The organism is Aliisedimentitalea scapharcae (assembly GCF_045277565.1).
In the GTDB taxonomy this organism is placed as follows: domain Bacteria; phylum Pseudomonadota; class Alphaproteobacteria; order Rhodobacterales; family Rhodobacteraceae; genus Aliisedimentitalea; species Aliisedimentitalea scapharcae.
Map to the genome: position 1 here is coordinate 3,325,814 of NZ_CP123584.1, position 22,785 is coordinate 3,348,598.

At 60.1% G+C, this 22,785-nt stretch carries 22 protein-coding genes; 13 read left to right on the forward strand and 9 right to left on the reverse strand.

What is annotated here, in order from left to right:
• Positions 1-104 precede the first annotated feature (104 nt).
• The 4 genes from QEZ52_RS15545 (at position 105) to QEZ52_RS15560 (ending at position 3,204) form a co-directional block, all read left to right on the forward strand.
• A complete protein-coding gene (locus QEZ52_RS15545; protein WP_406645351.1) occupies positions 105-557 on the forward strand; it encodes a hypothetical protein in 453 nt (150 codons plus the stop codon).
• Positions 554-1,114 carry a hypothetical protein gene (locus QEZ52_RS15550; protein WP_406645352.1) on the forward strand — a complete coding sequence of 187 codons (561 nt, stop codon included), beginning with the start codon at positions 554-556 and terminating at the stop codon, positions 1,112-1,114. The genes QEZ52_RS15545 and QEZ52_RS15550 overlap by 4 nt, the downstream gene beginning before the upstream one ends.
• Entirely contained in the window at positions 1,114-1,683 is a 570-nt protein-coding gene (locus QEZ52_RS15555) for an SCO family protein (protein WP_406645353.1), read from the forward strand. Before QEZ52_RS15550 ends, QEZ52_RS15555 begins: the two co-directional genes overlap by 1 nt.
• A gap of 84 nt (positions 1,684-1,767) precedes the next feature.
• On the forward strand, positions 1,768-3,204 hold the full coding sequence (locus QEZ52_RS15560) for an amidase family protein (RefSeq protein WP_406645354.1): 1,437 nt from the start codon (positions 1,768-1,770) through the stop codon (positions 3,202-3,204).
• Positions 3,205-3,520: 316 nt separating this feature from the next.
• Here QEZ52_RS15560 and QEZ52_RS15565 read toward each other — a convergent pair whose 3' ends face one another.
• Positions 3,521-4,306, reverse strand: a complete 786-nt coding sequence (locus tag QEZ52_RS15565) for an NAD kinase (RefSeq protein ID WP_406645356.1) — start codon at positions 4,304-4,306, stop codon at positions 3,521-3,523.
• Positions 4,307-4,447: 141 nt separating this feature from the next.
• On the opposite strand from QEZ52_RS15565, the gene glyA reads away from it, so the two are divergent.
• Positions 4,448-5,743, forward strand: coding sequence for a serine hydroxymethyltransferase (gene glyA, locus QEZ52_RS15570; protein WP_406645357.1), 1,296 nt, complete (start codon positions 4,448-4,450; stop codon positions 5,741-5,743).
• Positions 5,744-6,096: 353 nt separating this feature from the next.
• Here glyA and QEZ52_RS15575 read toward each other — a convergent pair whose 3' ends face one another.
• Positions 6,097-6,480: a hypothetical protein gene (locus tag QEZ52_RS15575; RefSeq protein ID WP_406645358.1), complete on the reverse strand. Its 384-nt coding sequence runs from the start codon at positions 6,478-6,480 to the stop codon at positions 6,097-6,099.
• Positions 6,481-6,585: 105 nt separating this feature from the next.
• On the opposite strand from QEZ52_RS15575, the gene QEZ52_RS15580 reads away from it, so the two are divergent.
• Positions 6,586-7,344, forward strand: a complete 759-nt coding sequence (locus QEZ52_RS15580; protein ID WP_406645359.1) for an alpha/beta fold hydrolase — start codon at positions 6,586-6,588, stop codon at positions 7,342-7,344.
• Between the two features lie 9 nt (positions 7,345-7,353).
• Here the strand turns inward: QEZ52_RS15580 and QEZ52_RS15585 are convergent, their stop codons facing one another.
• Positions 7,354-7,536 (reverse strand): hypothetical protein, encoded by a 183-nt coding sequence (locus QEZ52_RS15585; protein ID WP_406645361.1) that lies wholly within the window; start codon positions 7,534-7,536, stop codon positions 7,354-7,356.
• Positions 7,537-7,631: 95 nt separating this feature from the next.
• The gene (locus tag QEZ52_RS15590; protein ID WP_406645362.1) at positions 7,632-8,504 is read right to left on the reverse strand and encodes a MurR/RpiR family transcriptional regulator; all 873 of its coding nucleotides are present in this window, start codon (positions 8,502-8,504) and stop codon (positions 7,632-7,634) included.
• 155 nt (positions 8,505-8,659) lie between these two features.
• Here QEZ52_RS15590 and QEZ52_RS15595 point away from each other — a divergent pair, with 155 nt between their 5' ends.
• The 7 genes from QEZ52_RS15595 to QEZ52_RS15625 all read left to right on the forward strand — a co-directional run bounded on the left by QEZ52_RS15595 (position 8,660) and on the right by QEZ52_RS15625 (position 16,581).
• On the forward strand, positions 8,660-9,457 hold the full coding sequence (locus tag QEZ52_RS15595) for an N-formylglutamate amidohydrolase (RefSeq protein ID WP_406645363.1): 798 nt from the start codon (positions 8,660-8,662) through the stop codon (positions 9,455-9,457).
• Positions 9,450-10,046 (forward strand): TRAP transporter small permease subunit, encoded by a 597-nt coding sequence (locus QEZ52_RS15600; RefSeq protein ID WP_406645364.1) that lies wholly within the window; start codon positions 9,450-9,452, stop codon positions 10,044-10,046. The genes QEZ52_RS15595 and QEZ52_RS15600 overlap by 8 nt, the downstream gene beginning before the upstream one ends.
• Entirely contained in the window at positions 10,046-11,368 is a 1,323-nt protein-coding gene (locus QEZ52_RS15605) for a TRAP transporter large permease subunit (protein WP_406645365.1), read from the forward strand. Before QEZ52_RS15600 ends, QEZ52_RS15605 begins: the two co-directional genes overlap by 1 nt.
• A gap of 53 nt (positions 11,369-11,421) precedes the next feature.
• Positions 11,422-12,456, forward strand: coding sequence for a TRAP transporter substrate-binding protein (locus tag QEZ52_RS15610; RefSeq protein ID WP_406645366.1), 1,035 nt, complete (start codon positions 11,422-11,424; stop codon positions 12,454-12,456).
• Positions 12,457-12,561: 105 nt separating this feature from the next.
• A complete protein-coding gene (locus QEZ52_RS15615) occupies positions 12,562-13,914 on the forward strand; it encodes a glutamine synthetase family protein (protein ID WP_406645367.1) in 1,353 nt (450 codons plus the stop codon).
• Between the two features lie 103 nt (positions 13,915-14,017).
• Positions 14,018-15,400, forward strand: coding sequence for an aldehyde dehydrogenase family protein (locus QEZ52_RS15620; RefSeq protein WP_406645368.1), 1,383 nt, complete (start codon positions 14,018-14,020; stop codon positions 15,398-15,400).
• A gap of 35 nt (positions 15,401-15,435) precedes the next feature.
• Positions 15,436-16,581, forward strand: a complete 1,146-nt coding sequence (locus tag QEZ52_RS15625; protein ID WP_406645369.1) for an iron-containing alcohol dehydrogenase — start codon at positions 15,436-15,438, stop codon at positions 16,579-16,581.
• Positions 16,582-16,657: 76 nt separating this feature from the next.
• Here QEZ52_RS15625 and QEZ52_RS15630 read toward each other — a convergent pair whose 3' ends face one another.
• The 5 genes from QEZ52_RS15630 to QEZ52_RS15650 form a co-directional block, all read right to left on the reverse strand.
• On the reverse strand, positions 16,658-17,557 hold the full coding sequence (locus tag QEZ52_RS15630; protein WP_406645371.1) for a branched-chain amino acid aminotransferase: 900 nt from the start codon (positions 17,555-17,557) through the stop codon (positions 16,658-16,660).
• Positions 17,558-17,651: 94 nt separating this feature from the next.
• Positions 17,652-19,028: a dihydrolipoyl dehydrogenase gene (gene lpdA / locus QEZ52_RS15635; protein ID WP_406645372.1), complete on the reverse strand. Its 1,377-nt coding sequence runs from the start codon at positions 19,026-19,028 to the stop codon at positions 17,652-17,654.
• A 1-nt stretch (position 19,029) separates the two neighbouring features.
• Positions 19,030-20,295, reverse strand: a complete 1,266-nt coding sequence (locus tag QEZ52_RS15640) for a dihydrolipoamide acetyltransferase family protein (protein WP_406645374.1) — start codon at positions 20,293-20,295, stop codon at positions 19,030-19,032.
• Positions 20,296-20,298: 3 nt separating this feature from the next.
• Positions 20,299-21,312, reverse strand: a complete 1,014-nt coding sequence (locus QEZ52_RS15645; protein WP_406645375.1) for an alpha-ketoacid dehydrogenase subunit beta — start codon at positions 21,310-21,312, stop codon at positions 20,299-20,301.
• Between the two features lies 1 nt (position 21,313).
• The gene (locus QEZ52_RS15650; RefSeq protein ID WP_406645376.1) at positions 21,314-22,552 is read right to left on the reverse strand and encodes a thiamine pyrophosphate-dependent enzyme; all 1,239 of its coding nucleotides are present in this window, start codon (positions 22,550-22,552) and stop codon (positions 21,314-21,316) included.
• Positions 22,553-22,785 lie beyond the last annotated feature (233 nt).

Below are 22,785 nucleotides of genomic sequence, written 5' to 3' on the forward strand. Positions count from 1 at the left end.
CCCTAACAAATCGTGATCAAGATGAAATACCCTCGGCGTTGCCCGACCCGGCGTTTATCCTTAGCCTGAAACACATGATTCAGCGACAAACAAGGACCTAAGCCATGCGAGCATTGATTGCGGCGCTGGCCTGTCTTGCCTCTGTTCCATTCGCGGCTGCGGCCAGCGAAGGGACACGCATTCAGGTCACCGGAGAACTGATCGACACCTGGTGTTATTATTCCGGCGTCATGGGGGGACCTGATGCGGTCGTCGGATCGGCGCATCACACCTGTGCCCTTTGGTGTTCGGCCGGTGGTATCCCTGTGGGTTTGCAGACCGAAGACGGCACCGTTTATATGGTTCTCAAGATTGACCAGGACGATCAATCCGCCAGCGGTGATACGGCGCTGCGGCTGGCTTCGCATACGATCGAAGCGGACGGGATGCATTATGAACGCGATGGCATCAACTATCTGGTGGTGGACAAGGTGTTGAGCGATCAGGACATTACCAACCTGAACCACGAAGATTACGGGCCGGTTCCCGGCTTTGCCATTCCGGAGCCAAAAGAATGAAGTATTTCAGCTTTGCCCTTGCCCTGATTGCCTCGCCCGTGCTGGCACAGGATTTCTCCGAAGGATCCACCGCCAAGGAATGGAACCTCTATGCCGAGCAACCCGCCCTGTTCGAGGCCAAGGTCGTTGACCTGCTGTGCGAACTAACCGGAGATTGCCCCACCGATTGCGGGGCCGGGAAACGCCAGCTGGGGCTGCTGCGCTCAGCCGATAATGTCATGGTGCTGCCCCTGAAAAACGGTCAGGCTGCATTCAGCGGGGCGGCCGTGGATCTGGCCCCCTATTGTGGTCAGACGGTCGAAGTCGACGGATTGCTGATCGACGACCCGGATCTGAACGCCAAAAACATTTATATGGTGCAAAAGGTTCGCGTCGACGGCGGTGAATGGTCCAAAACCAACCAATTCACCAAGGTCTGGGCCAAGGAAAACCCCGACGCCAAAGGCAAGGGACCCTGGTTCCGGCGCGATCCCCGCATCAAGGAAGAGATTGCCAGCGAAGGCTATCTGGGTTTGGGGCTTGAGGCAGATACCGCATTCATCAAGGAGTGGTTCTGATGCGGCTGGCCGCGGCATTTGTGTTTGCGGCTATGTCCTGGACGTCCGGGGGATGGGCGGGCAACGCCCCCCTGCCCTTTGACGTCGGCGGTGCCTATGAGCTGATCGACCAGCATGGCAATACCCGCACGCAGGCAGATCCGGGCGGCAAGGGACAATTGCTGTTCTTTGGCTATGCCAATTGCCCCAGTATCTGCACCGCTGCCATGCCCATGATGGCAGTGGCCACAGATGAACTGGCCGATGCTGGAATTGACGTGACACCGGTCATGATCACCGTGGATCGGGATCGCGACCAACCCGGCAATATGGACGGTCCTCTGTTGGACCTGCACCCGGATTTCATTGGTCTCAGCGGCAGCGCCGAAGCGCTTCAGGTCGCCTATGACGCCTTTTCGGTGCAACAGGAACTGGCCTTTGTCGATCCCGAATATGGTCCGGTGTTCACCCACGGCAGCTTTGTCTATCTGCTGGATGCCGAGGGCAAGGTATTAACCCTGTTCCCGCCGATCACGGACCCGGAGCGGGTGGTGGCGCTGGCGCGCAAATATCTGCGCCCCGACAGTTAACCCTACGTCAGATTGCAGCCAGTCAATTGACAGCTTGGCTTTTTCCCATGCGCGGACCTAACCTGCCCGTGGGAGGCCAATTGAATGACACAGGACAATCTCTGGCAACTGGATGCGCACGACATCGCGCGCCAAACAACATCCGGCGATCTGCGCGCACAGGACAGCGTTGGGGCAGCCATTGACCGCATGAACGCGGTGAACCCCGATCTGAACGCGGTCGTGGTCGATCTGAGTGACGAGGCCATGGCCCGCGCACAGGCGCTGGATGCGAGCCGGGACGCAGGCACACCCTGTGGTCCGCTGCACGGCGTTCCCGTCACCATCAAGATCAACGTGGATCAAAAGGGGCAGGCCACCTCGAACGGTGTCGTCGCGCTCAAGGAACTGATTGCCCCTGACGACGCCCCCATTGTGCGCAACCTGCAAAATGCCGGAGCCGTGGTGATCGGGCGCACGAACACGCCTGAATTCTCGTTCCGCGCCGACACCGACAACCCGCTGTTTGGGCGCACGCACAACCCCTGGGGGCGGCATATCTCCCCCGGTGGGTCCTCCGGTGGGGCCGGATCTGCGGTCATGGCCGGGATCGGCGCGCTGGCCCATGGCAATGACATCGGCGGATCGCTGCGGTTTCCGGCCGCGGCCAACGGCGCGGTCACGGTGAAACCCGGTCTGGGTCGGGTCCCCGCGTGGAACCCGTCTCAATCCGCCGAACGTGGCCTGTTGGCGCAATCCATGTCGGTTCAGGGGCTGATCACCCGGTCTGCCCGCGACCTGCACCACGCCATGCCCACCATGATCGCCCCCGATCCTCGCGACCCGTTTCACGTCCCGATGCCATGGCAAGGGCGCGCGTTGGATGGCCCGATCAAGGTCGCCTTTACCAAAAACACCTTTGGCTACGATCTCCACCCCGAAGTCGAAGCCGCCCTGGACACTGCCCGCGATGCGCTGGTCGACGCCGGATACAAGGTCGAAGATATCGAACCCCCCAATGTGTTTGACTGTGGGCGCGATGGGTACCGTGCCCTGATGGGCGAGGTCTATTCGCTGATGAAAACCGATGTGGATGCCCACGGGTCCCAGGCAATCCAGGACATCTTTGCCGTCTATTTCCAGGAGTTCCCACCGTTTCTGGAAACCGACCTGTTGCAGATCATGGCCAAACGCAGCCACTATGCCCGTCAATGGTCCCTGTTTCTCGAAGACTATCCATTGATTCTCACCCCGTTCCTGCCACGCCCGTTTTTCAAACCCGATCGTGACACTGAAGGCGGCGAAGGGGTGCACGAGGTTCTCGGCTGTGCGGTTTATTCCTATGCAATGAATTTTCTTGGCCTGCCCGCGGCCAGTGTTCCGTCCCGGCTGGCGCACCTGCCGCAAGGCATCCAACCGATCAACATACAGGTTGTGGCGCGGCGCTGGCGCGAGGACATGGCCGTAGATGCCTGTATCGCAATCGAAGATCGTGTTGGCCGGATGTGTCGCCCCTTGTGGGAACACATGGCGTCGAGCTGAGATCGTTCAGACGCTGTTTCAGAACCGGGCAGAAATGCGTAGCTACGCAGAAAAATGCGGATGCGGGCAAACCGCATCCGCGCCTTTGAAAAGATACTCTTTAACAACGCCTCCCGGCCACTCACAGAGACCAGGATACTGACAATACAGCACAATAAAGTTACCACGACCCTGCCAAATCCGTCTGTGATGTCTTTCACAGTTCACAAAACGCGGGCATCGCGTCACGCCCCAACCAGCAACGGTGCCATGCAACGCCACCATGTTGCGCCCCAGCACAGGCCAGCCGTTTGCCTGGTCCGGAAAACGGTCTGGTTCAGGTGAATTGCTCTGAAATCAGCCGCTCTTCCAACCCGTGTTCAGGGTCAAACAGAATGCGATGCTGAATGCTCGGCTCGGACTGGATCTCGACCCATTCGATATCATTGATCGAAATTGAATCCGCATCCGCCATGACCGGGCGTTTGTCCGGATCCACCACATCGAACCGCACCCGCGCCGTGGCCGGCAATACCGCCCCCCGCCAACGTCGCGGTCGAAACGCCGCAATCGCAGTCAGCGCCAACACATTCGATCCGATCGGCAGGATGGGCCCATGCGCCGAATAGTTATATGCGGTTGATCCGGCCGGTGTCGACACCAGCGCCCCATCGCACACCAATTCAGCCAGGCGGACCCGCCCGTCAATGGTCACCGACAGTTTGGCAGCCTGCGGTCCCGCACGCAGCAGCGACACTTCGTTGATGGCCAGGGCCTTGTGGATGTGCCCTTCCCGATCCATCGCCAGCATGGCCAGCGGGTTGATGATCTCTTCTTGCGCAACAGCCAACCGATCCAACAGATCCGTTTCGCTGTATTCGTTCATCAAAAACCCGATGGTTCCCCGGTTCATGCCATAGACTGGCAAATCCAACCCCTGGCTGCCATGCAGAGTTTTCAGCATAAAGCCGTCCCCCCCCAGGGCCACGATCAGATCAGATGTTTCAACCGGCACGTCTCCGTAACGGCCAATCAATGCAGCACGGGCCGTTTGGGCGACTGGCGCCTCGCTGGCCATAAAGGCGATTCTCACAGCGGCACCTCGGTTTCCGGTGTTGTACATTCCTTTCCGAAACAACCACAGCTTTCCGCTCTTGACCAGTCTTGCCGCTCAGACGTGCGAATTCGTCGCTTTACGCTCTTTCGATATCGGGGAGTTTCCTATAGGAAATCCGCCAGATCACCCATTTTGGACGGAGCGAACATGACCGACACCCCCCGCGACACTGGTTTTTTCACCGAGTCACTCTCGACGCGCGACCCTGAGCTTTATGGCGCAGTGACGGCCGAGCTTGGCCGTCAGCGCGATGAGATCGAGCTGATTGCCTCTGAAAACATCGTCTCGGCCGCCGTGATGGAAGCCCAGGGCAGCGTTCTGACCAACAAATATGCCGAAGGCTACCCCGGGCGTCGCTATTATGGCGGTTGCCAATATGTGGACGTGGCCGAAAACCTGGCCATCGACCGCGCCAAGCAGCTGTTTGGCTGTGACTTTGCCAATGTGCAGCCGAATTCAGGCAGCCAGGCGAACCAAGGCGTGTTCCAGGCGCTGCTGCAGCCGGGCGACACCATTCTGGGCATGAACCTGGCCTCGGGCGGTCACCTGACCCACGGGGCTGCGCCCAACCAGTCGGGCAAATGGTTCAACGCCGTGCAATATGGCGTGCGCCGGTCCGACAACCTCATCGACTATGACGAGGTCGAAGCCCTGGCCAAGGAACACCAGCCCAAGATGATCATCGCGGGTGGCTCGGCCATCCCGCGGGTCATCGATTTTGCCCGGATGCGTGAGATTGCTGATATGGTTGGTGCCTACCTCCATGTTGATATGGCGCATTTCGCCGGTCTGGTTGCCACAGGCGAACATCCCTCGCCGTTCCCGCATGCGCATGTGGCCACGACCACCACGCACAAGACCCTGCGCGGTCCGCGTGGGGGTATGATCGTCACAAATGATGAAGCAATCGCTAAGAAGGTGAATTCGGCGATCTTCCCCGGTATCCAGGGTGGTCCGCTGATGCACGTCATCGCGGCCAAGGCCGTGGCCTTTGGCGAAGCGCTCCGCCCCGAGTTCAAAGCCTACATGCGTCAGGTGCGCCTGAATGCCGATGCGCTGGCCGATCAGCTGATCAAAGGCGGGTTGGACATCGTGACCGGCGGCACCGACACCCATGTCATGCTGGTCGACCTGCGCCCCAAAGGCGTGACCGGCAACATCGTGGACAAGGCCCTCGGCCGTGCCCATATCACCACCAACAAAAACGGCATCCCGTTTGATCCGGAAAAACCGACCGTAACCTCGGGCATCCGTCTGGGCACACCCGCAGGCACCACCCGCGGCTTTGGCGAGGCGGAATTCCGCGAGATCGCGGATATGATCATCCAGGTCGTCGACGGTCTGGCCGCCAACGGAGAAGACGGCAACGCCGATGTCGAAGCCACGGTCCGCGCCCAGGTGGCCACTCTCTGCGCGCGCTTCCCGCTCTATCCGAACCTGTAAACCACAGGATCCTTAACAACCTCTCAAACCCCGCCGCATTCCGCCGGCGGGGTTTTTCATTCCAAATCCGCAACACCACGCTTCCGTCCAGCCGCCCCAGCCCAGATCGCGACCACACGGCACACCGCCCGCTTCGGCTTCTTTCTGGTCACAAATACCTCGGGGGAGCAGCCAAAGGCTGCGGGGGCAGAGCCCCAATCCGCGCGCACGCGCGACACACCCAAACACAACGGACAATAAACCCGTCCCGCGCGGGGGGGGATTCGTTTTGGCCCGAGTTCAGCATCGAGACGATGCCTCAAACCCGCATCCTTGAAACCCCGGCCTTAAAAAAAATTCGGCCCCGGCCTGTGTCAGATCAGCTCTCGCCAGATCAACACCCCGATCAGCAATGTGACCAGTAAAAGGATGTTGAACGCCATGCCGCCCAACATACCCAACCACCACCCCTTGCGGCGGTCGGCAACATCAACGGTTTCCAGATAGGACAAAACCTCTGCCCCGGCCTTTCGCATCGCACCATGGTCCAGCGTCAGCACCAGCTTTGGGTGCCCAACCATCGGCTCGGCTTTGCTCAACACCTGACCCTGGCGAAGAATCCGGCGCGGCAGGCGGCGGCGTGCCTTGCTCAGCGCGGTGCCCAGATCCCGGCCACCAACCCCTTGTTTGTCCCGCAATGCGGCACGCACCGTTTCAATCAAGGTCATGAATTCGGTGGAAGGGTCTGCAGATTGCATGTCGGCACTCAAGACTTTGTAAACGGGCTGGACCGACCTTAGGCGACTCCCCCCAAAGCCTCAATGGGGCTGGCCCCTTTCCTTGCCTCAGGGTATCACATTCCCATGTTGAACACGATCCTGCACGGCACCCCGACCGACCGACCCGCCCTGTTGATTGCCCATGGCCTCTATGGCTCGGCACGCAATTGGGGGGTGATTGCCAAACGCCTGTCAGACGAGCGCCAGGTGGTGGCCGTCGACATGCGCAACCACGGCAACAGCAACTGGGCCGACACCCATACATATCCCGATCTGGCCACAGATCTGGCCCAGGTGATCGACGCACAGGGCGCACCAATGGATATCATTGGTCATTCCATGGGCGGCAAGGCTGCAATGATGTTGGCCCTGAACCACCCTGATCGCGTGAACAAGTTGGTGGTGGCGGATATTGCGCCCGTCACCTATGGGCACAGTCAGATCCAATTCATCCAAGCCATGCGTGCGGTCGATCTGGAGACACTCGAGCGCAGATCCGACGCAGAACAGCAATTGGCCGCATCCGGTGTCGACCCTGCATTGCAAAGCTTTTTCACGCAATCGCTGGACATCCCGAACAAACGCTGGCGGCTGAATCTGGATGTTCTGGCCCATCAGATGCCAAATATCATGTCCTTCCCGGACAGCGATGCGGTCTGGCCCGGGTCGGCCCTGTTTTTGTCAGGCGCAGAATCGGATTACGTGCGCCCAGAGCATCGCGCAGTCATCCGGTCACGGTTCCCAAACGCCCGCTTTGCCAAGATTCCCGGTGCCGGGCATTGGCTGCACGCAGAAAAACCCCGTGAATTCGAAGCCGCCGCCCGGACCTTTCTGAACGCCTGAGCAATCGCGTCAGGCGTTATACAGCTGACGGGCCACCCACCAGGACACCGGCGCTGCAATCACGGCCCCGATTACGGCGGCGGCCAAAATCGCCGTGACCGATACGTAACCCGCCGCCAATACGGCAATCACGCCGGTCCCGGCCAATGCGGATGAAATCAGGGTATAAAGCAGGGAAGCAAGCCGTAGCATTTCAGATCCTCTTTCTGTCTGTTGTCAAACACATACAGGAGTCAGAATGCCACTCTTTGATCCGGATCAGAAACCGCCGGTTTGACGCCTCCCGGTCAGGAAAATTTCCGAAACAGCCGGGTCATGTCAAATAATTCGTCCAAACGGTCATAGCGATCTTTGGTTTCAGGCCAGCTTTCTTCCTGGGTCCCTGCAATCAATGCCTCGAGCAGCATCATCGTGGCGATATTCGAATCCCAGGCAGATGGGATTTCGACCCAACAGTTAAAGGTGAACTTGGCAACCGACGCCACCGGGCTAGCCCATTGATCGGTGATCAGGATGATCGTCACCCCGCGTTCAGAAGCCAGTTCGGCCAGTCGCAACAGGTTGGTTTCATACCGGCGCACATCGAACAACAGCAGCGTGTCGCCTTCGACCATGTCCAACAGATAATGCGGCCAGGTTCCCGACGAAGACGTCATATGGGTCACCCGTTGGCGGATCGCCTGAAAATGGGTAAAGGCATAGGTGGCCAACGACCCCGATATCCGGCCGCCGACAACATACAGCTGACTGTTCGGATGGGCCAATTGTCGGGTCGCCGCGTCGAATTGATTCGGGTCTATGTTGGAAAACGTCTGTCCCAGGTTTTGTGTTACCGCCTGGGAAAATCTATTCAAAAGATGCGATTCCGGCGCTTCGGTCATCCAGTTCTCGCGCCGCTGGGTGGGGCCGGAAACCTTGGCCTGAAGCTCTTTGAGCAAGGCTTGATGAAATTGCGGATATCCCTTGAAGCCCAGTTTCTGCACCATCCGGGCCACTGTTGGTGTCGACACATCGGCATTTGCAGCCACCACCGTGATCGAGGCCAACCCGGCAGACGGATAGTTTTCCAGTAATGAATTCGCGAACTTACGTTCTGATTGGGTCAGATTGTTATAGTGCTCGCGGATCAGGTCCCGCACGGTCGCAGTTGGATTGGTCAAAACGCTTACCTTTTCAGCATTGGCCCATCTTAGGTCCCCCCGTGACGCAACGAAACCCGGAACTCAGATTCAGACCACCTCTGAAAAGATATTGACACAAAATGATTACTATGGAAACTTTTTTACAGAACTCGCCATGAGGAGCGCAGATCCGAATGCAACACCAAGCGTCAGACCCAAGTTCACCGCCTGGGTCCCAGGTCGTGGAACTGGTCAACCCGCATGGGCGGGGACCGGCGCTGATTCTGTGCGAACACGCCTGCAAGGATATTCCCGACCGCTATGACCGATTGGGGCTGCGCGACAGCGATCGCGACAGTCATGCCGCCTGGGATCCGGGCGCGCGGGCGATTGCATTGACCCTGTCGCAGGCGCTGGAGTCACCAATGGTTGCCAGCCGGGTGTCAAGGCTGGTCTATGATTGCAATCGCCCGCCCGACGCCCCAGATGCGATGCCTGCGCGCTCTGAACTGATCGACGTTCCCGGTAATGCGGACCTTACGGCTGCCCAACGGGCCGAACGCACTGCGCAGATCTATGACCCGTTCTGCACGACCGTTTCGGAGGTGATTGCCCGGCGTCAGGCTGACGCCCTGCCTACGGTGCTGATCACCATCCACAGTTTCACGCCGGTCTATTTTGGCAAACCCCGCGCGGTTGAAATCGGCATTTTACATGATGACGACCGCCGCATGGCCGACCTGATGTTGGCCGAGGCCCCGCGCCTGCCCCATCGCCAGGTCGTTCGCAACGCCCCCTATGGCCCCCAAGACGGTGTGACCCATTCGCTCAAGCTGCACGGGCTGGGCAACGGGCTGGCAAATGTCATGATCGAAGTGCGCAATGATCTTGTCACCACGACAGAAGAGGAAAACGCAATGGCCCGGGACCTATTGGCGCTGATCAACCCGGCGCTGGACGCGCTGTTGGCTGGAGGCGGCGACAATGCCTAGGTTCATCCTGCGCTACATTCGCGCCATCGAGGCACTGAACAGGTTCATCGGGCGCATTGCCATGTATCTGATCTTTGTTCTGGTCGGCGTGCTGCTGTGGTCGTCGATTTCCAAAACCTTCTTTGTGCCGTCCATGTGGACGCTGGAAACCGCACAATTCGTGATGGTCGCCTATTACGTGCTGGGCGGGCCATATTCGATCCAGATGGGATCGAACGTGCGCATGGATTTGTTTTATGGCGGTTGGTCCCTGAAGACCAAGGCATGGATGGATGCGTTTACCGTGTTCTTCCTGATGTTCTACCTTGGCGTGCTGCTGTATGGCGCGGTCAGCTCGACCGCCTATTCTCTGGGCTATTTCGGCATGGAACCCTTTGATTTCTTTTGGGGTCTTCTGAAGACACTGCTAACCGAGGGCCCTGGCGCGACGGGCGAAAAACTGGGCTATCTCGAACGCAGCTCGACCGCCTGGCGTCCGCATTTGTGGCCGATCAAAACCATTCTGTGCACCGGGGTCCTGCTGATGCTGCTGCAATGTCTTGCCGAACTGTTCCGGGATATCGGGCGCATTCGTGGAGTTGAGCTCTGATGTCATATGAAATGATCGCTATCGTCATGTTTGCGGGCATGATGCTGATGCTGATGACCGGGCAGCGGGTGTTCGGTGCCATCGGTTTCGTGGGCGCGCTGGCCGGGCTGATGTTGTGGGGCACCGGCGGGTCCGAGATCCCGTTTTCCGCAGCGATGAAGCTGATGAAATGGTATCCGCTGCTGACCCTGCCGATGTTCATTTTCATGGGCTATGTTCTGTCGGAATCCAAGATTGCCGATGATCTGTACAAAATGTTCCACGTCTGGATGGGCCCGGTTCAGGGTGGGTTGGCCATTGGGACAATCGGGCTGATGGTTCTGATTTCCGCGATGAATGGCCTGTCCGTGGCCGGTATGGCCATCGGTGCCACCATCGCCCTGCCCGAGCTGCTGCGCCGCGGGTACGACAAGATCATGGTCACCGGCGTAATCCAGGCCGGATCCAGCCTGGGCATTCTGGTGCCGCCCTCGGTGGTGTTGGTGCTATACGCGATGATCGCCCGTCAACCGGTCGGCCAGTTGTGGCTGGCCGGCGTGGTGCCGGGCCTGATGATGGCGGCGATGTTCATTCTCTACATCTATGTGCGGTGTCGCATTCAACCGCATCTTGGTCCTGTGCTGCCCGAAGAGGAACGCAATGTCCCGATGTCGGAAAAGCTGCGCCTGCTGCGCGCCGGGCTGCTGCCGCTGGTGATTTTTGCCACCATGATGGTGCCCTTTGTCAACGGTTGGACCTCGCTGGTGGAAAGCTCGGCCATCGGGGCGATGACCGCCTTCGTCGCGGCGATCCTCAAGGGGCGGATGACACGGGAGGTGTTCGAAACCTCGGTCCGGTCCACCCTGGCGATTTCCTGCATGTTCATGTGGATCATCCTGGCCGCCCTGGGCTTTGGCGCGATCTTTGACGGATTGGGCGCGGTCAAGGCGATCGAAGACCTGTTCACCACCCAATTGGGCCTGTCACCCTGGATGATCCTGATCCTGATGCAGCTGAGCTTCATCCTGATGGGCACCTTTCTGGACGACACGGCAATGTTGGTGATCGTGGCACCGCTTTATGTTCCGCTGGTTGGCGCGCTGGGGTTCGACCTGATCTGGTACGGGGTGCTTTACACGATCACCACCCAGATCGCTTATATGACACCGCCCTTTGGCTATAACCTGTTTCTGATGCGCGCAATGGCGCCCCCCGAAATCGGACTGCGCGACATCTATTGGTCCATCATCCCCTTTGCACTGGTGATGGTGCTGGCCCTCAGCCTGGTGATGATCTTCCCTGAGATCGCCCTGTGGCTGCCCGATTATGTCTACGGAAAATAACGACAACCAGAAGCCCTGACGCAAGGGGCCGGATTTCAACAAGGAGAGAAAAGATGACATCAAGACGCAAGTTCCTGCAAACCGCCGGTGTCGGTGCCATGGCCGCACCTTTGGCAACCCCTGCGCTGGCTCAATCCACCATCAAATGGCGGATGCAAACCTATGCCGGCGCGGCGCTGGCCGAACATGTGGTGAAACCCGCCATAGACATGTTCAACACCATCGCGGGCGATCGTATGCAGATCGAATTGTTCTATGCCGATCAGCTGGTCCCCACGGGTGAATTGTTCCGGGCCATGCAACGCGGCACCATCGATGCGGTGCAGTCGGACGACGATTCGATGGCATCCCCCACCGAAGTCACAGTATTTGGTGGCTATTTCCCCTTTGGGTCGCGCTATTCTCTGGATGTGCCGGTTCTGTTCAACCAATACGGACTGAACGAAATCTGGGACGAAGAATACTCCAAGGTCGGTGTCAAACACATCAGCGCCGGGGCCTGGGATCCTTGCCATTTTGCGACCAAGGAACCGATCCATTCGCTGGCCGACCTCAAGGGCAAGCGGGTCTTTACCTTCCCCACTGCCGGACGCTTCCTGTCGCAATTCGGCGTGGTCCCGGTGACTCTGCCTTGGGAAGACATCGAAGTCGCCATGCAGACAGGTGAATTGGACGGGGTCGCCTGGTCGGGTATCACCGAAGACTATACTGTTGGCTGGGCCGATGTGACCGATTACTTCCTGACCAACAACATTTCGGGTGCCTGGGCCGGGTCCTTCTTTGCCAACCAGGGACGTTGGAATGAACTGCCCGAAGACCTGCAAACCCTGTTCCGCGTGTGCTGTGACCAATCCCACTATTATCGCCAGTGGTGGTATTGGGGTGGCGAAGCCTCGCTGCGCGTGGATGGCACCAAGATGAAGCTGACCACAATACCTGATGCCGAATGGGCGCAGGTCGAAGAGGCCGCGGTCAAATTCTGGGATGAAATCGCCGCCGAAAGCCCCACCAAGGCCAAGGTTGTCGAGATCTTCAAGAAGTACAACGCCGACATGCAGAAGGCCGGCCGGCCGTATCGCTACGGCTGACAAAATCGGTTTGGCCCGGTGTCTTTCCGGGCCAAATTTCTTGATCAAGAAATTTGCCAAGACTTTTTTCTAAAAGTCTTGGCCGCATCAGACAGAGGGATGCACATGCTCACATTCAAGGAACTTGAGTCTCAGGTGGCTGGTGGCAGCATTGACACGGTATTGGTGTGTTTTGTTGACATGCAGGGCCGTTTGATGGGGAAGCGGTTTCATGGGGGTCATTTTGTTGGGGGTGCGTGGGAGGAGACGCATTGCTGCAATTACCTTCTGGCGACGGATCTTGAGATGGGGACGCCGGATGGCTATGCGAGCACCAGCTGGGAGCGGGGGTATGGCGATTATGTGATGAAGCCGGATCTGAGCACCCTGCGCCTTGTGCCCTGGCTGGAGGGGACCGCGCTGGTGCTGTGTGATGTTCTGGATCACCACACCCACGCCGAGGTGCCCCACAGTCCGCGCGCGATGCTGAAGCGTCAGGTCGCCCGCGTGCGCGCCCTGGGGTTCGAGCCGATGATGGCGACCGAGCTGGAGTTTTTTCTGTTCGAGAAGGGCTTTGACGAGATCCGCAAGGGCGGCTTTCAGGACCTGACGCCGATCTCGGGCTATAACGAAGATTACCACATCCTGCAGACCACCAAGGAAGAACATGTGATGCGCCCGATCCGCAATCACCTGTGGGAGGCGGGTCTGCCGATCGAATGCACCAAGGGCGAAGCCGAGACCGGTCAGGAAGAACTGAACATCAAATATGCGCCTGCCATGGACACGGCGGAATATCATTCGATCGCCAAACACGCGATCAAGGAGATCGCCTGGCAGCAGGGCCACGCCGCAACCTTTCTGCCCAAATGGCATCATGACAAGGTCGGCAGTTCCAGCCATGTGCATCAATCCCTGTGGGCCGATGGCAAACCGGCGTTTCACGACTCGGATGACGCGCTGGGGATGTCGGACCTGATGAAGTCCTATATGGCCGGGCTGCTCAAATATGCGCCTGATTACACCTATTTCATGGCCCCCTATATCAACAGCTACAAACGCTTCATGAAGGGGACATTTGCCCCCACAAGGATCATCTGGTCGGTGGACAATCGCACCGCCGGGTATCGGCTGTGTGGCGAAGGGTCCAAGGCCATCCGCGTCGAATGCCGGATCCCGGGATCGGACATGAACCCCTATCTGGCGATGGCGGGCATGCTGGCCGCCGGCCTGGCCGGGATCGAGGAAGGTCTGGAGCTGCAGCCCGCCACGGTGGGCGATGTCTATCAGGGCGACACCGGCCTGATCCCCGGCGATCTGGGCGCGGCGCGCACCGCGCTGCACGGCTCGGACATGCTGCGCGCGGCGATGGGCGACGATGTGGTCGACCACTACGCCCGCGCCGCCGAGGTGGAGATCGAAGAGTTTGCCCGGGTGGTGACCGATTGGGAGGTCGCGCGCGGGTTCGAACGGGCGTGAGTTCGGGTCAAGGCTGGGGGCGCTGCCCCCAGACCCCCGAGGTATTTTTGACCAGAAAGAAGCAGGGGCGCGTGCCCCTGATCCGAGATGTGGAGTTGAGGGCATGGGCCAGACATTAACGTGTATTTCCCCGATTGACGGATCGGTGTTTGCCGAACGCGATGTGCTGTCGCGCGAGGCGGCTGTTGCGGTGGCGGCGCGGGCACGGGATGCGCAAGCCGCCTGGGCGGCGCGGCCGTTGGCCGAGCGGATTGACCTGGTGATGGCCGGGGTCGCGGCGGTGGGCGCGATGAATGATGCCATCGTGCCCGAGCTGGCCCATATGATGGGGCGGCCCATTCGGTATGGTGGTGAATTTGGCGGTTTCAACGAGCGCGCCAGCCATATGGCGTCGATTGCGGCGGAGGCGCTGGCTGATATCGCCGTGGGCGAGGACGCGACCTTCAAACGATATATCAAACGGATTCCCCATGGGGTGGTGCTGGTCGTCGCGCCCTGGAACTATCCCTATATGACCGCCATCAACACCGTGGCCCCGGCGCTGATTGCCGGCAATACCGTGGTGTTGAAACACGCCACCCAGACCCTGTTGGTGGGCGAACGCATGGCCGCGGCGTTCCACGATGCGGGCGTGCCGCAGGACGTGTTCCAGAACGTGTTCCTGGATCATGACACCACATCCGAGCTGATCGCGCGCCGGGCGTTCGATTTTGTCAATTTCACCGGCTCGGTCGGCGGTGGCCAGGCGATGGAACGCGCCGCCGCCGGGACCTTCACCGGCGTCAGCACCGAGCTGGGCGGCAAGGACCCGGGATACGTGATGGAGGATGCCGATCTGGACGCCGCCGTCGACACGCTGATCGATGGGGCGATGTTCAACGCCGGTCAGTGCTGTTGCGGGATCGAACGGATTTACGTGCATGAGAGCCTTTATGACGCCTTTGTCGAGAAGGCCGTGGAGATCGTCAGCGGCTATACCCTGGGCAATCCGCTGGACCCGGACACCACCCTGGGGCCGATGGCCAATGTCCGGTTCGCTGCCGAGGTGCGCGCCCAGATCGACGCCGCCGTGGCCGCCGGTGCAACCGCCCATATCGCGCCGATGGTGGCCGATGATGGTGGGGCCTATCTGACGCCGCAGATCCTAACCGGCGTGACCCATGACATGGCGGTGATGCGCGACGAGAGCTTTGGGCCCGTGGTGGGCATCATGAAGGTGTCCGGTGACCAGGAGGCCATCGCCCTGATGAACGACAGCGACTTTGGCCTGACCGCATCGCTGTGGACGGCGGATGTGGACCGCGCCGCAGCGGTCGGCGATCGCATCGAGACCGGCACCGTGTTCCTGAACCGCGCCGATTACCTGGACCCCGGCCTGTGCTGGACCGGCTGCAAGAACACCGGGCGCGGCGGTGGGCTCTCCATCATCGGCTATCACAATCTGACCCGGCCCAAATCCTACCATCTCAAGAAAGTCACCGGCTGAGAGCCGCCCTGACCCTGTCTGAAGGAAGAACGAACATGTCTCTCGTTGGAAACTGGTCCTATCCGACCAACATCAAATTCGGCGCTGGCCGGATCAGCGAACTCCCCGCCGCCTGCGCCGCCACCGGCATGACACGCCCCCTGCTGGTCACCGACCGCGGCCTGGCCGACCTGCCGATCACCAAAGCCACCCTGGACATCCTGGAGGCCGCCGGTCTGGGCCGGGGTCTGTTTGCCGAGGTCGATCCCAACCCCAACGAGATCAACCTGGCCGCAGGGGTTGCCGCCTATAACGCCGGGGGCCACGATGGGGTGATTGCGTTTGGCGGCGGCTCGGGGCTGGACCTGGGCAAGATGGTGGCCTTTATGGCCGGCCAAACCCGGCCCGTGTGGGAGTTCGAGGATGTGGACGATTGGTGGACCCGCGCCGATGCGGACGCCATCGCGCCCATCGTGGCCGTGCCCACCACCGCAGGCACCGGATCCGAAGTCGGCCGCGCCAGCGTCATCACCAATTCGGTGACCCACGCCAAGAAGATCATCTTTCACCCCAAGGTGCTGCCCGAAGTCGTCATCTGCGACCCCGAGCTGACCGTGGGCATGCCCAGGGCCATCACCGCAGGCACCGGGCTCGATGCCTTCGCCCATTGCGTCGAGGCGTTTTCCAGCCCCCATTACCACCCGATGAGCCAGGGCATCGCGCTCGAAGGCATGCGCCTGGTCAAGGAATATCTGCCGCGCGCCTATACGGACGGCACCGATCTGGAGGCCCGCGCCCAGATGATGTCGGCCGCCGCCATGGGGGCCACCGCCTTCATGAAGGGTCTCGGGGCCATCCACGCCATGAGCCACCCCGTCGGCGCCATGTTCAACACCCACCACGGCACCACAAATGCGGTCTGCATGCCCGCCGTGCTGGCGCTGAACGCACCCGAAATCGCCGACCGGTTTGATCAGGCCGCCGCCTATCTGGGCATCACCGGCGGCTTTGACGGGTTTTGCACCTTTGTCCAGACCTTCAACGACAGCCTCGCCATCCCCCGCAAACTCACCGAGCTCGGCGTCACAGCAGACGCAATCCCAGACCTCGTCGCAGGCGCGCTCACAGACCCCTCATGCGGCGGAAACCCCGTCACACTCACCCAACAAAACCTCACGCAGCTCTTCAATCAATCAATCTGAAACACCCCCAAAATCAAAGGGCGGCGCACCAAGCCGCACCGCCCATAAAATACAAACAACAAACAACAACTCAAAGCTAACCGGCTTTGGCCAGATTGTAGCCCCCAGTTGCCTGCCCCCCTGTTTCATGAGCAAACTCAAGATACAGCTGGCGCGCCTTTCGGGTCACCGGACCGATCCCCAGTTCCCGGTTCTGAAATCGGCTGACAGGCATCACCTTGGCGATATTACCGGTGCAGAATATTTCATCCGCGGTCTCAAAATCCGCAACCGTCAGGCGGCCTTCGCATACCTCGACCCCATCGTCCCGCAAAAGGCCGATCACCCGTTGACGGGTCAAACCATTGAGGAAACACCCGTTGGGCACCGGGGTCGACACCCTCCCGTCACGGACCAAAAACACATTGGTCGAGGCGGTTTCCGCCACATGCCCGTCGACATCCAACGACAAGGCATTGTTGAAACCACGTGCACGCGCCCAGGCCATGATGCGACCATTGTTGGGATACAGTGATCCGGCCTTGGCCTCGGTCAGGGCCATGTCCTGACGCGGGCGGCAAAAGGGGGCGACCGTCAACGAAAACCCTTCGATTGGGGGCATTGCCAGCTCTTCGATACAGATCGAAAAGGCGGTCGAAGCCGGATCCAGGTCGATCAGACCAGACGAGCCGTCGCAGGCCCACATCATCGGTCGGATGTAGAGTTCGGCTCCTGCCGGATAGCGGGCCACCCCGTCGCGCACAATGGTTTCGATCTCCGCCCCCGTAATCGCGGTTTGCATCCCCAATGCGTGAGCCGAACGGATCAACCGGGCACAATGCAAGTTGAGATCAGGCATCACCCCGTCAAACAGTCGCGCTCCATCAAACACCTGTGTCCCCAGCCAGGCCACATGGTCCGCGGCCCGAATGACCGGGATATTGCCCGCGTGCCAGGCCCCCTCCCACCAGGTGAGAATACGTCCTCCGATAGCCATCGCTCTGGTTCTCCTTTCAATCCGTTCGATCCTGGCGAAACCGGAATTCGATACGAATTCCGGGCCGTTTTCCGTGTCGGAAAACGGGGCACCGCTAGATATGCAGCGCGGCACCCAACCCCATCAGTGCGGCCTCTTGCGTGGTTTCCCCCAGGGTGGGATGGGCGTGAATGGTGCCGGCGATATCGGCCAGGGTTGCCGCCATCTCGATGGCAAGCCCAAATTCCCCGGCCATCTCCGAGACACCCTGCCCCACAGCCTGAATGCCCAGAACCAGCCCCGTAGCGGGGTCCGAAACAATGCGCACAAACCCATCGGATCGCTCCATGGTGAGCGCACGACCATTGGCCTGGAACGGGAACAGCGACACTTTGGCTCCTTTGACCTGGGATGGTCCCTGTCCGACAGTGACGATCTCCGGGTCCGTGAAACACACTGCCGGAATGGCGCGTTTGTCCCACCGCACCCGATGCCCGGCCAGATGTTCGGCAACCAATGTGCCCTGCGCTATCGCCCGGTGCGCCAGCATCGGTTCGCCGGTGATGTCGCCGATGGCATAGACGTCGCGCATCGAGGTGGCACATATGTCGTTGATGTGCAGGAATGGACCGTCGCGATCCAGTCCCAGATCCTCGACGCCAAAGCCGTCCAGGACCGGACGTCGACCGACAGTCACCAGAACCTTGTCGGCGGGGATCTCTTCGGATCCTTCTGGGGTTTCGACCAACAGATTCCCGGTGTCGGTCATCCCCTTTGCCCGCGCTTCCAGACGCACCTGGATGCCCAGATCCTGTAGTCGGGCCATCACGGGGCGGGTCAGGGGCGCATCATATTGCGACAGGATATTGCGTTCGGCTTCGACCAATGTGACCCGCGCCCCAAGCTTTGCCATGGCCATGCCGATTTCGAGCCCGATGTAACCCGCGCCAATCACGGCCAGATGATTGGGCACGGTACGCAGATCCAACGCCTCGGTCGAAGAAATCACCCGATCGCCAAATGGCAAAAAGGGCAGTTCAACCGGTGCCGATCCGGTGGCCAGCACCAAATGTTGACAACGGATCAGCAGCGGGCCTTTGTCCGTATCCACGACCACCGATTTGCCGTCGCGAATCTGGGCATAGCCCCGGACCACCCTGACGCCGGATTTCTTCAACAGCCCCGCGACCCCGCCCGTCAGCTTGGCCACCACGCTGTTCTTCCAATCGACCGTCTTGCCCAGGTCAATGGTTGCGGATCCGGCGCTGATGCCCAGAGCATTCTCACTGCCGGCGTGTTTGACGGTATCAAATTCCTGGGCTGCATGGATCAGCGCCTTGGACGGGATACACCCCACGTTCAGGCACGTGCCCCCAGGAGAGCCCCCTTCAACAACCACGGTATCAATGCCCAGTTGCCCGGCACGAATGCCGCAAACATAGCCGCCCGGTCCGGCACCAATGATCAGGAGCTTGCAGGAGAGGTGTTGCATTTCACTCCTCCACAAAAATCAGCGCCGGGGTTTCCAGCAGGGTTTTTATCCGGTTCACGAACACCGCCGCGTCCCACCCGTCGATCACCCGGTGGTCAAAGCTGCACGAGATGTTCATCATCTTGCGCGGCACGAATTGGGTGCCGTCCCACTGCGGGCGCATGGCCATTTTGTTGATGCCAACAATGGCCACCTCGGGGTGGTTGATAATCGGTGTGGTGACAATGGCACCCAACGGGCCCAGAGACGTGATGGTGAGCGTTGATCCGGTCAATTCCTCGCGCACTGCCTTGCCGGTTCTGGCAGCTTCGGACAGGCGGGCAATTTCGCTGGCTGTGTCAAACAGCCCGCGGGTTTCGGCGTCGCGCAGCACCGGGACGATCAGGCCATTGTCGGTCATCGTCGCAATGCCCACATGCAGTGCGCGATGTCGACGGATGATACCCGCATTGTCATCAAAATGGGCGTTCATCTCAGGATGATCCCGCACCGCGCGCGCCAGCGCCGCGCAGACAAAGGGCAGCATGGTCAGCTTGGGCTTGTCCCCGCGATCCTTGTTCATCGTGGCGCGCAGATCCTCGACGCCTGTGACATCCACCTCCTCGACCACGGTGATATGGGGAATGCGGCTGTTGGCCAACGCCATACGGTCTGCAATCTTGCGGCGCAGCCCCACGACCTTGATCTCCTCCACCTCCGGTTTACGAACCGGCGAGTCTATCGGCGCAGCCGGGGCCTGTGCGCTTTGAAACATGGCGTCCAGATCACCATGCCCGATGCGTCCGCCCGGTCCCGTACCCCGTATCTGGCGCAAATCAATCCCGGCGTCGCGCGCCCGTTTGCGCACAGCTGGCGAGGCCAGAACATCCGCATGTTCCACACGCGGCGCAATAACCTGAGGGATCACAACCGGCGCAACCTCGGGCTCTGGCTTTGGTGCGGGCTCTGGTGCCTTTTCACCCGCCGGTGCCGGGTCCGGATCGGCCACTGGTGCGGCCTGTTCAAACACATCCGGCACAGCTTCGCCTTCGGTTTCGATGCGCACCAACACAGCCCCCACGGCCACCGTGTCGCCGATCTCGCCTCCGGTCCAGGTGACCTTTCCGTCATAAAGCGAGGGGATCTCAACCGTCGCCTTGTCGGTCATCACGGCGGCCAGGATATCATCCTCGCGCACCAGATCACCGGGTTTCACGTGCCATTCCACCAGCTCGGCTTCGGTCACGCCTTCACCAACATCCGGCAGTTTAATATCCAGTTCCTGCATGGCTCAGACCTCCAAAACCTTGCGCAGCGCGCGTTCAATGCGGTCGGGGCCGGGGAAGTAATCCCATTCCTGCGCGTGCGGGTACGGCGCATCCCAACCACAGACCCGTTCAATCGGTGCCTCCAGATGCCAGAAACAGGCCTCCTGCACTTCGGAGATCAATTCGGCCCCGAAACCAGAGGTCCGGGTTGCTTCATGCACGATAATGCAGCGGCCAGTCTTTTCGACCGACGTCTTGATGGTCTCCAGATCCAGCGGCAGGAGCGAGCGCAGGTCGATCACTTCGGCATCAACACCGGTGTTTTGCACAGCTTGTTCCGCGACAAAGACCATGGTGCCATAGGCCAGGATCGTGACATCCGCGCCCGCGCGACAGACACGCGCCTTGCCCAATTCGGTCTTGTAATATCCATCTGGAACATCGCCGCGTTCATGGCTGGACCAGCTCAGAGATTTGCCGCTGTGATCGCCATAAAACGGACCGTTGTACAGCCGCTTGGGTTCCAGAAAGATCACCGGGTCCGGGTCCTCGATCGACGCGATCAACAGCCCCTTGGCATCATGCGGGTTCGACGGCATCACGGTCTTCAGGCCTGCCACATGGGTAAACAACGCCTCTGGACTTTGGCTGTGGGTCTGACCGCCATAGATGCCGCCCCCCGTCGGCATACGGATGACCAGCGGACAGGTGAACTGCCCATTCGACCGATGCCGAATGCGGGCGGCTTCCTGGGTGATCTGGTCATAAGCGGGGTACATGTAATCGGCGAACTGCACTTCGACACAAGGCTTGCGCCCATGCGCGGCCATGCCGATGGCGACGCCAACGATGGCGCTTTCGCTGATTGGCGTGTCAAACACCCGCTCTTCACCGAATTTCTCTTGCAACCCAGCAGTACAGCGAAACACGCCGCCAAAATACCCCACGTCCTCGCCAAACACCAACACACGCGGGTCCCGCGCCAGCATCACGTCCATGGCGTCGCGCAGCGCTTCGATCATTGTCATCACAGCCATCTCAGTACCCCATTTCCTGACGCTGCCGCCGCAGGTGGTCGGGCAGTTCGGCGTAGACATCGTTGAATATCTCGGCGGGCGACATCGGCACCGGGTTGACCAATGTGCCATGGGCCTCAACCCGTTTTTGTTCGGCGGTGACCTCTTCCAGGATCTGTGCCTGCACTTGGACGTGACGCTCTTCGGACCAGAGACCCCGCGCGATCAAATGGGTTTTCAGTCGCTCGATCGGATCGCCCAGCGGCCAGGCCGACCCATCATCGCGCGGACGATAGGCCGACGGATCATCGGAGGATGAATGCGCCCCGAACCGATAGGTGAACCATTCGATCCCGACGGGGCCAAACCCGTTTGCCAGCCGATCCCGCGCCCAGCGCGACACCGCCGCCACGGCCAGATAGTCATTCCCATCCACGCGCAGCGACGGAATCCCATACCCCCGCATCCGCGCCGCATAGGTGCGCGCCGCGCCCGACGCCACACCGGTATAGGTGGAAATGGCCCATTGGTTGTTGACCACATTCAGGATCACCGGCGGCTGATAGACGGACGCCATCAGCAGCGCCCCGTGGTAATCGTTCGACGCCGTGGCCCCGTCACCGATCCAGGCGGTTGCGATCTTGCCGTCACCGCTGAGCGCGTTGGCCATGGCCCATCCCACCGCCTGCACGTACTGTGTGCCCAGATTCCCCGATACGGTGAAAAACCCAAAATCCCGCGCCGAATGCAGCACCGGCAGCTGGCGGCCGCGCAACGGGTCGAGGTCGTTTGAGTAATACTGACCGAACAGCATTTCCAGCGGATAGTCATTGGCAACCAACAGGGTCTGCTGACGATAAGTCGGGAAATTCATGTCCCCCGGCAGCATCTGTCGCTGAAAGGCGCAGCCCACGGCCTCCTCTCCGGTACATTGCATGTAAAACGAGGTCTTGCCCTGGCGCTGCGCGGTGTGCATCCGTTTATCGATGGCGCGCATGGTCATCATGTCGCGCAGCCCCTGCAACAGCAGATCACCACAGTCATCCCCCAGATAGTCGGCCCAGGGACCTACGGCATTGCCGTCATCGTCCAGCACGCGGATCAACCCATTGGCATAATCGCGCGATGATCGCGCGTCCATGTCCAGCGACGGCACATCCAAAAGCCCCGTCTGGGGGATATCGATACCGGAAAAATCCGGCTCATCTCCGGGGCGGGTCGGCGGTTTTGGGAACGTCAATTTGACCTTGCGTGGGGTCATGCCTGTCTCCTTGTCGGTCATGCGCCCCGCAAAGGGGCGGGCGCCAGTCCCCCGGTAGGCCCGCGGGCATCAGAACCAGCGCAATGAAATTGCTGAAAGCAGGATATCCTGAGTATTGGCAAAATTGGCGTTGATAGTTTGGATATATTTTCATTTATTCAAAATTATCTTCTGATATTTCCACCGTTACAGATTTTTGTTTTCCAAAATCACGCACACCCTATATATTCCTT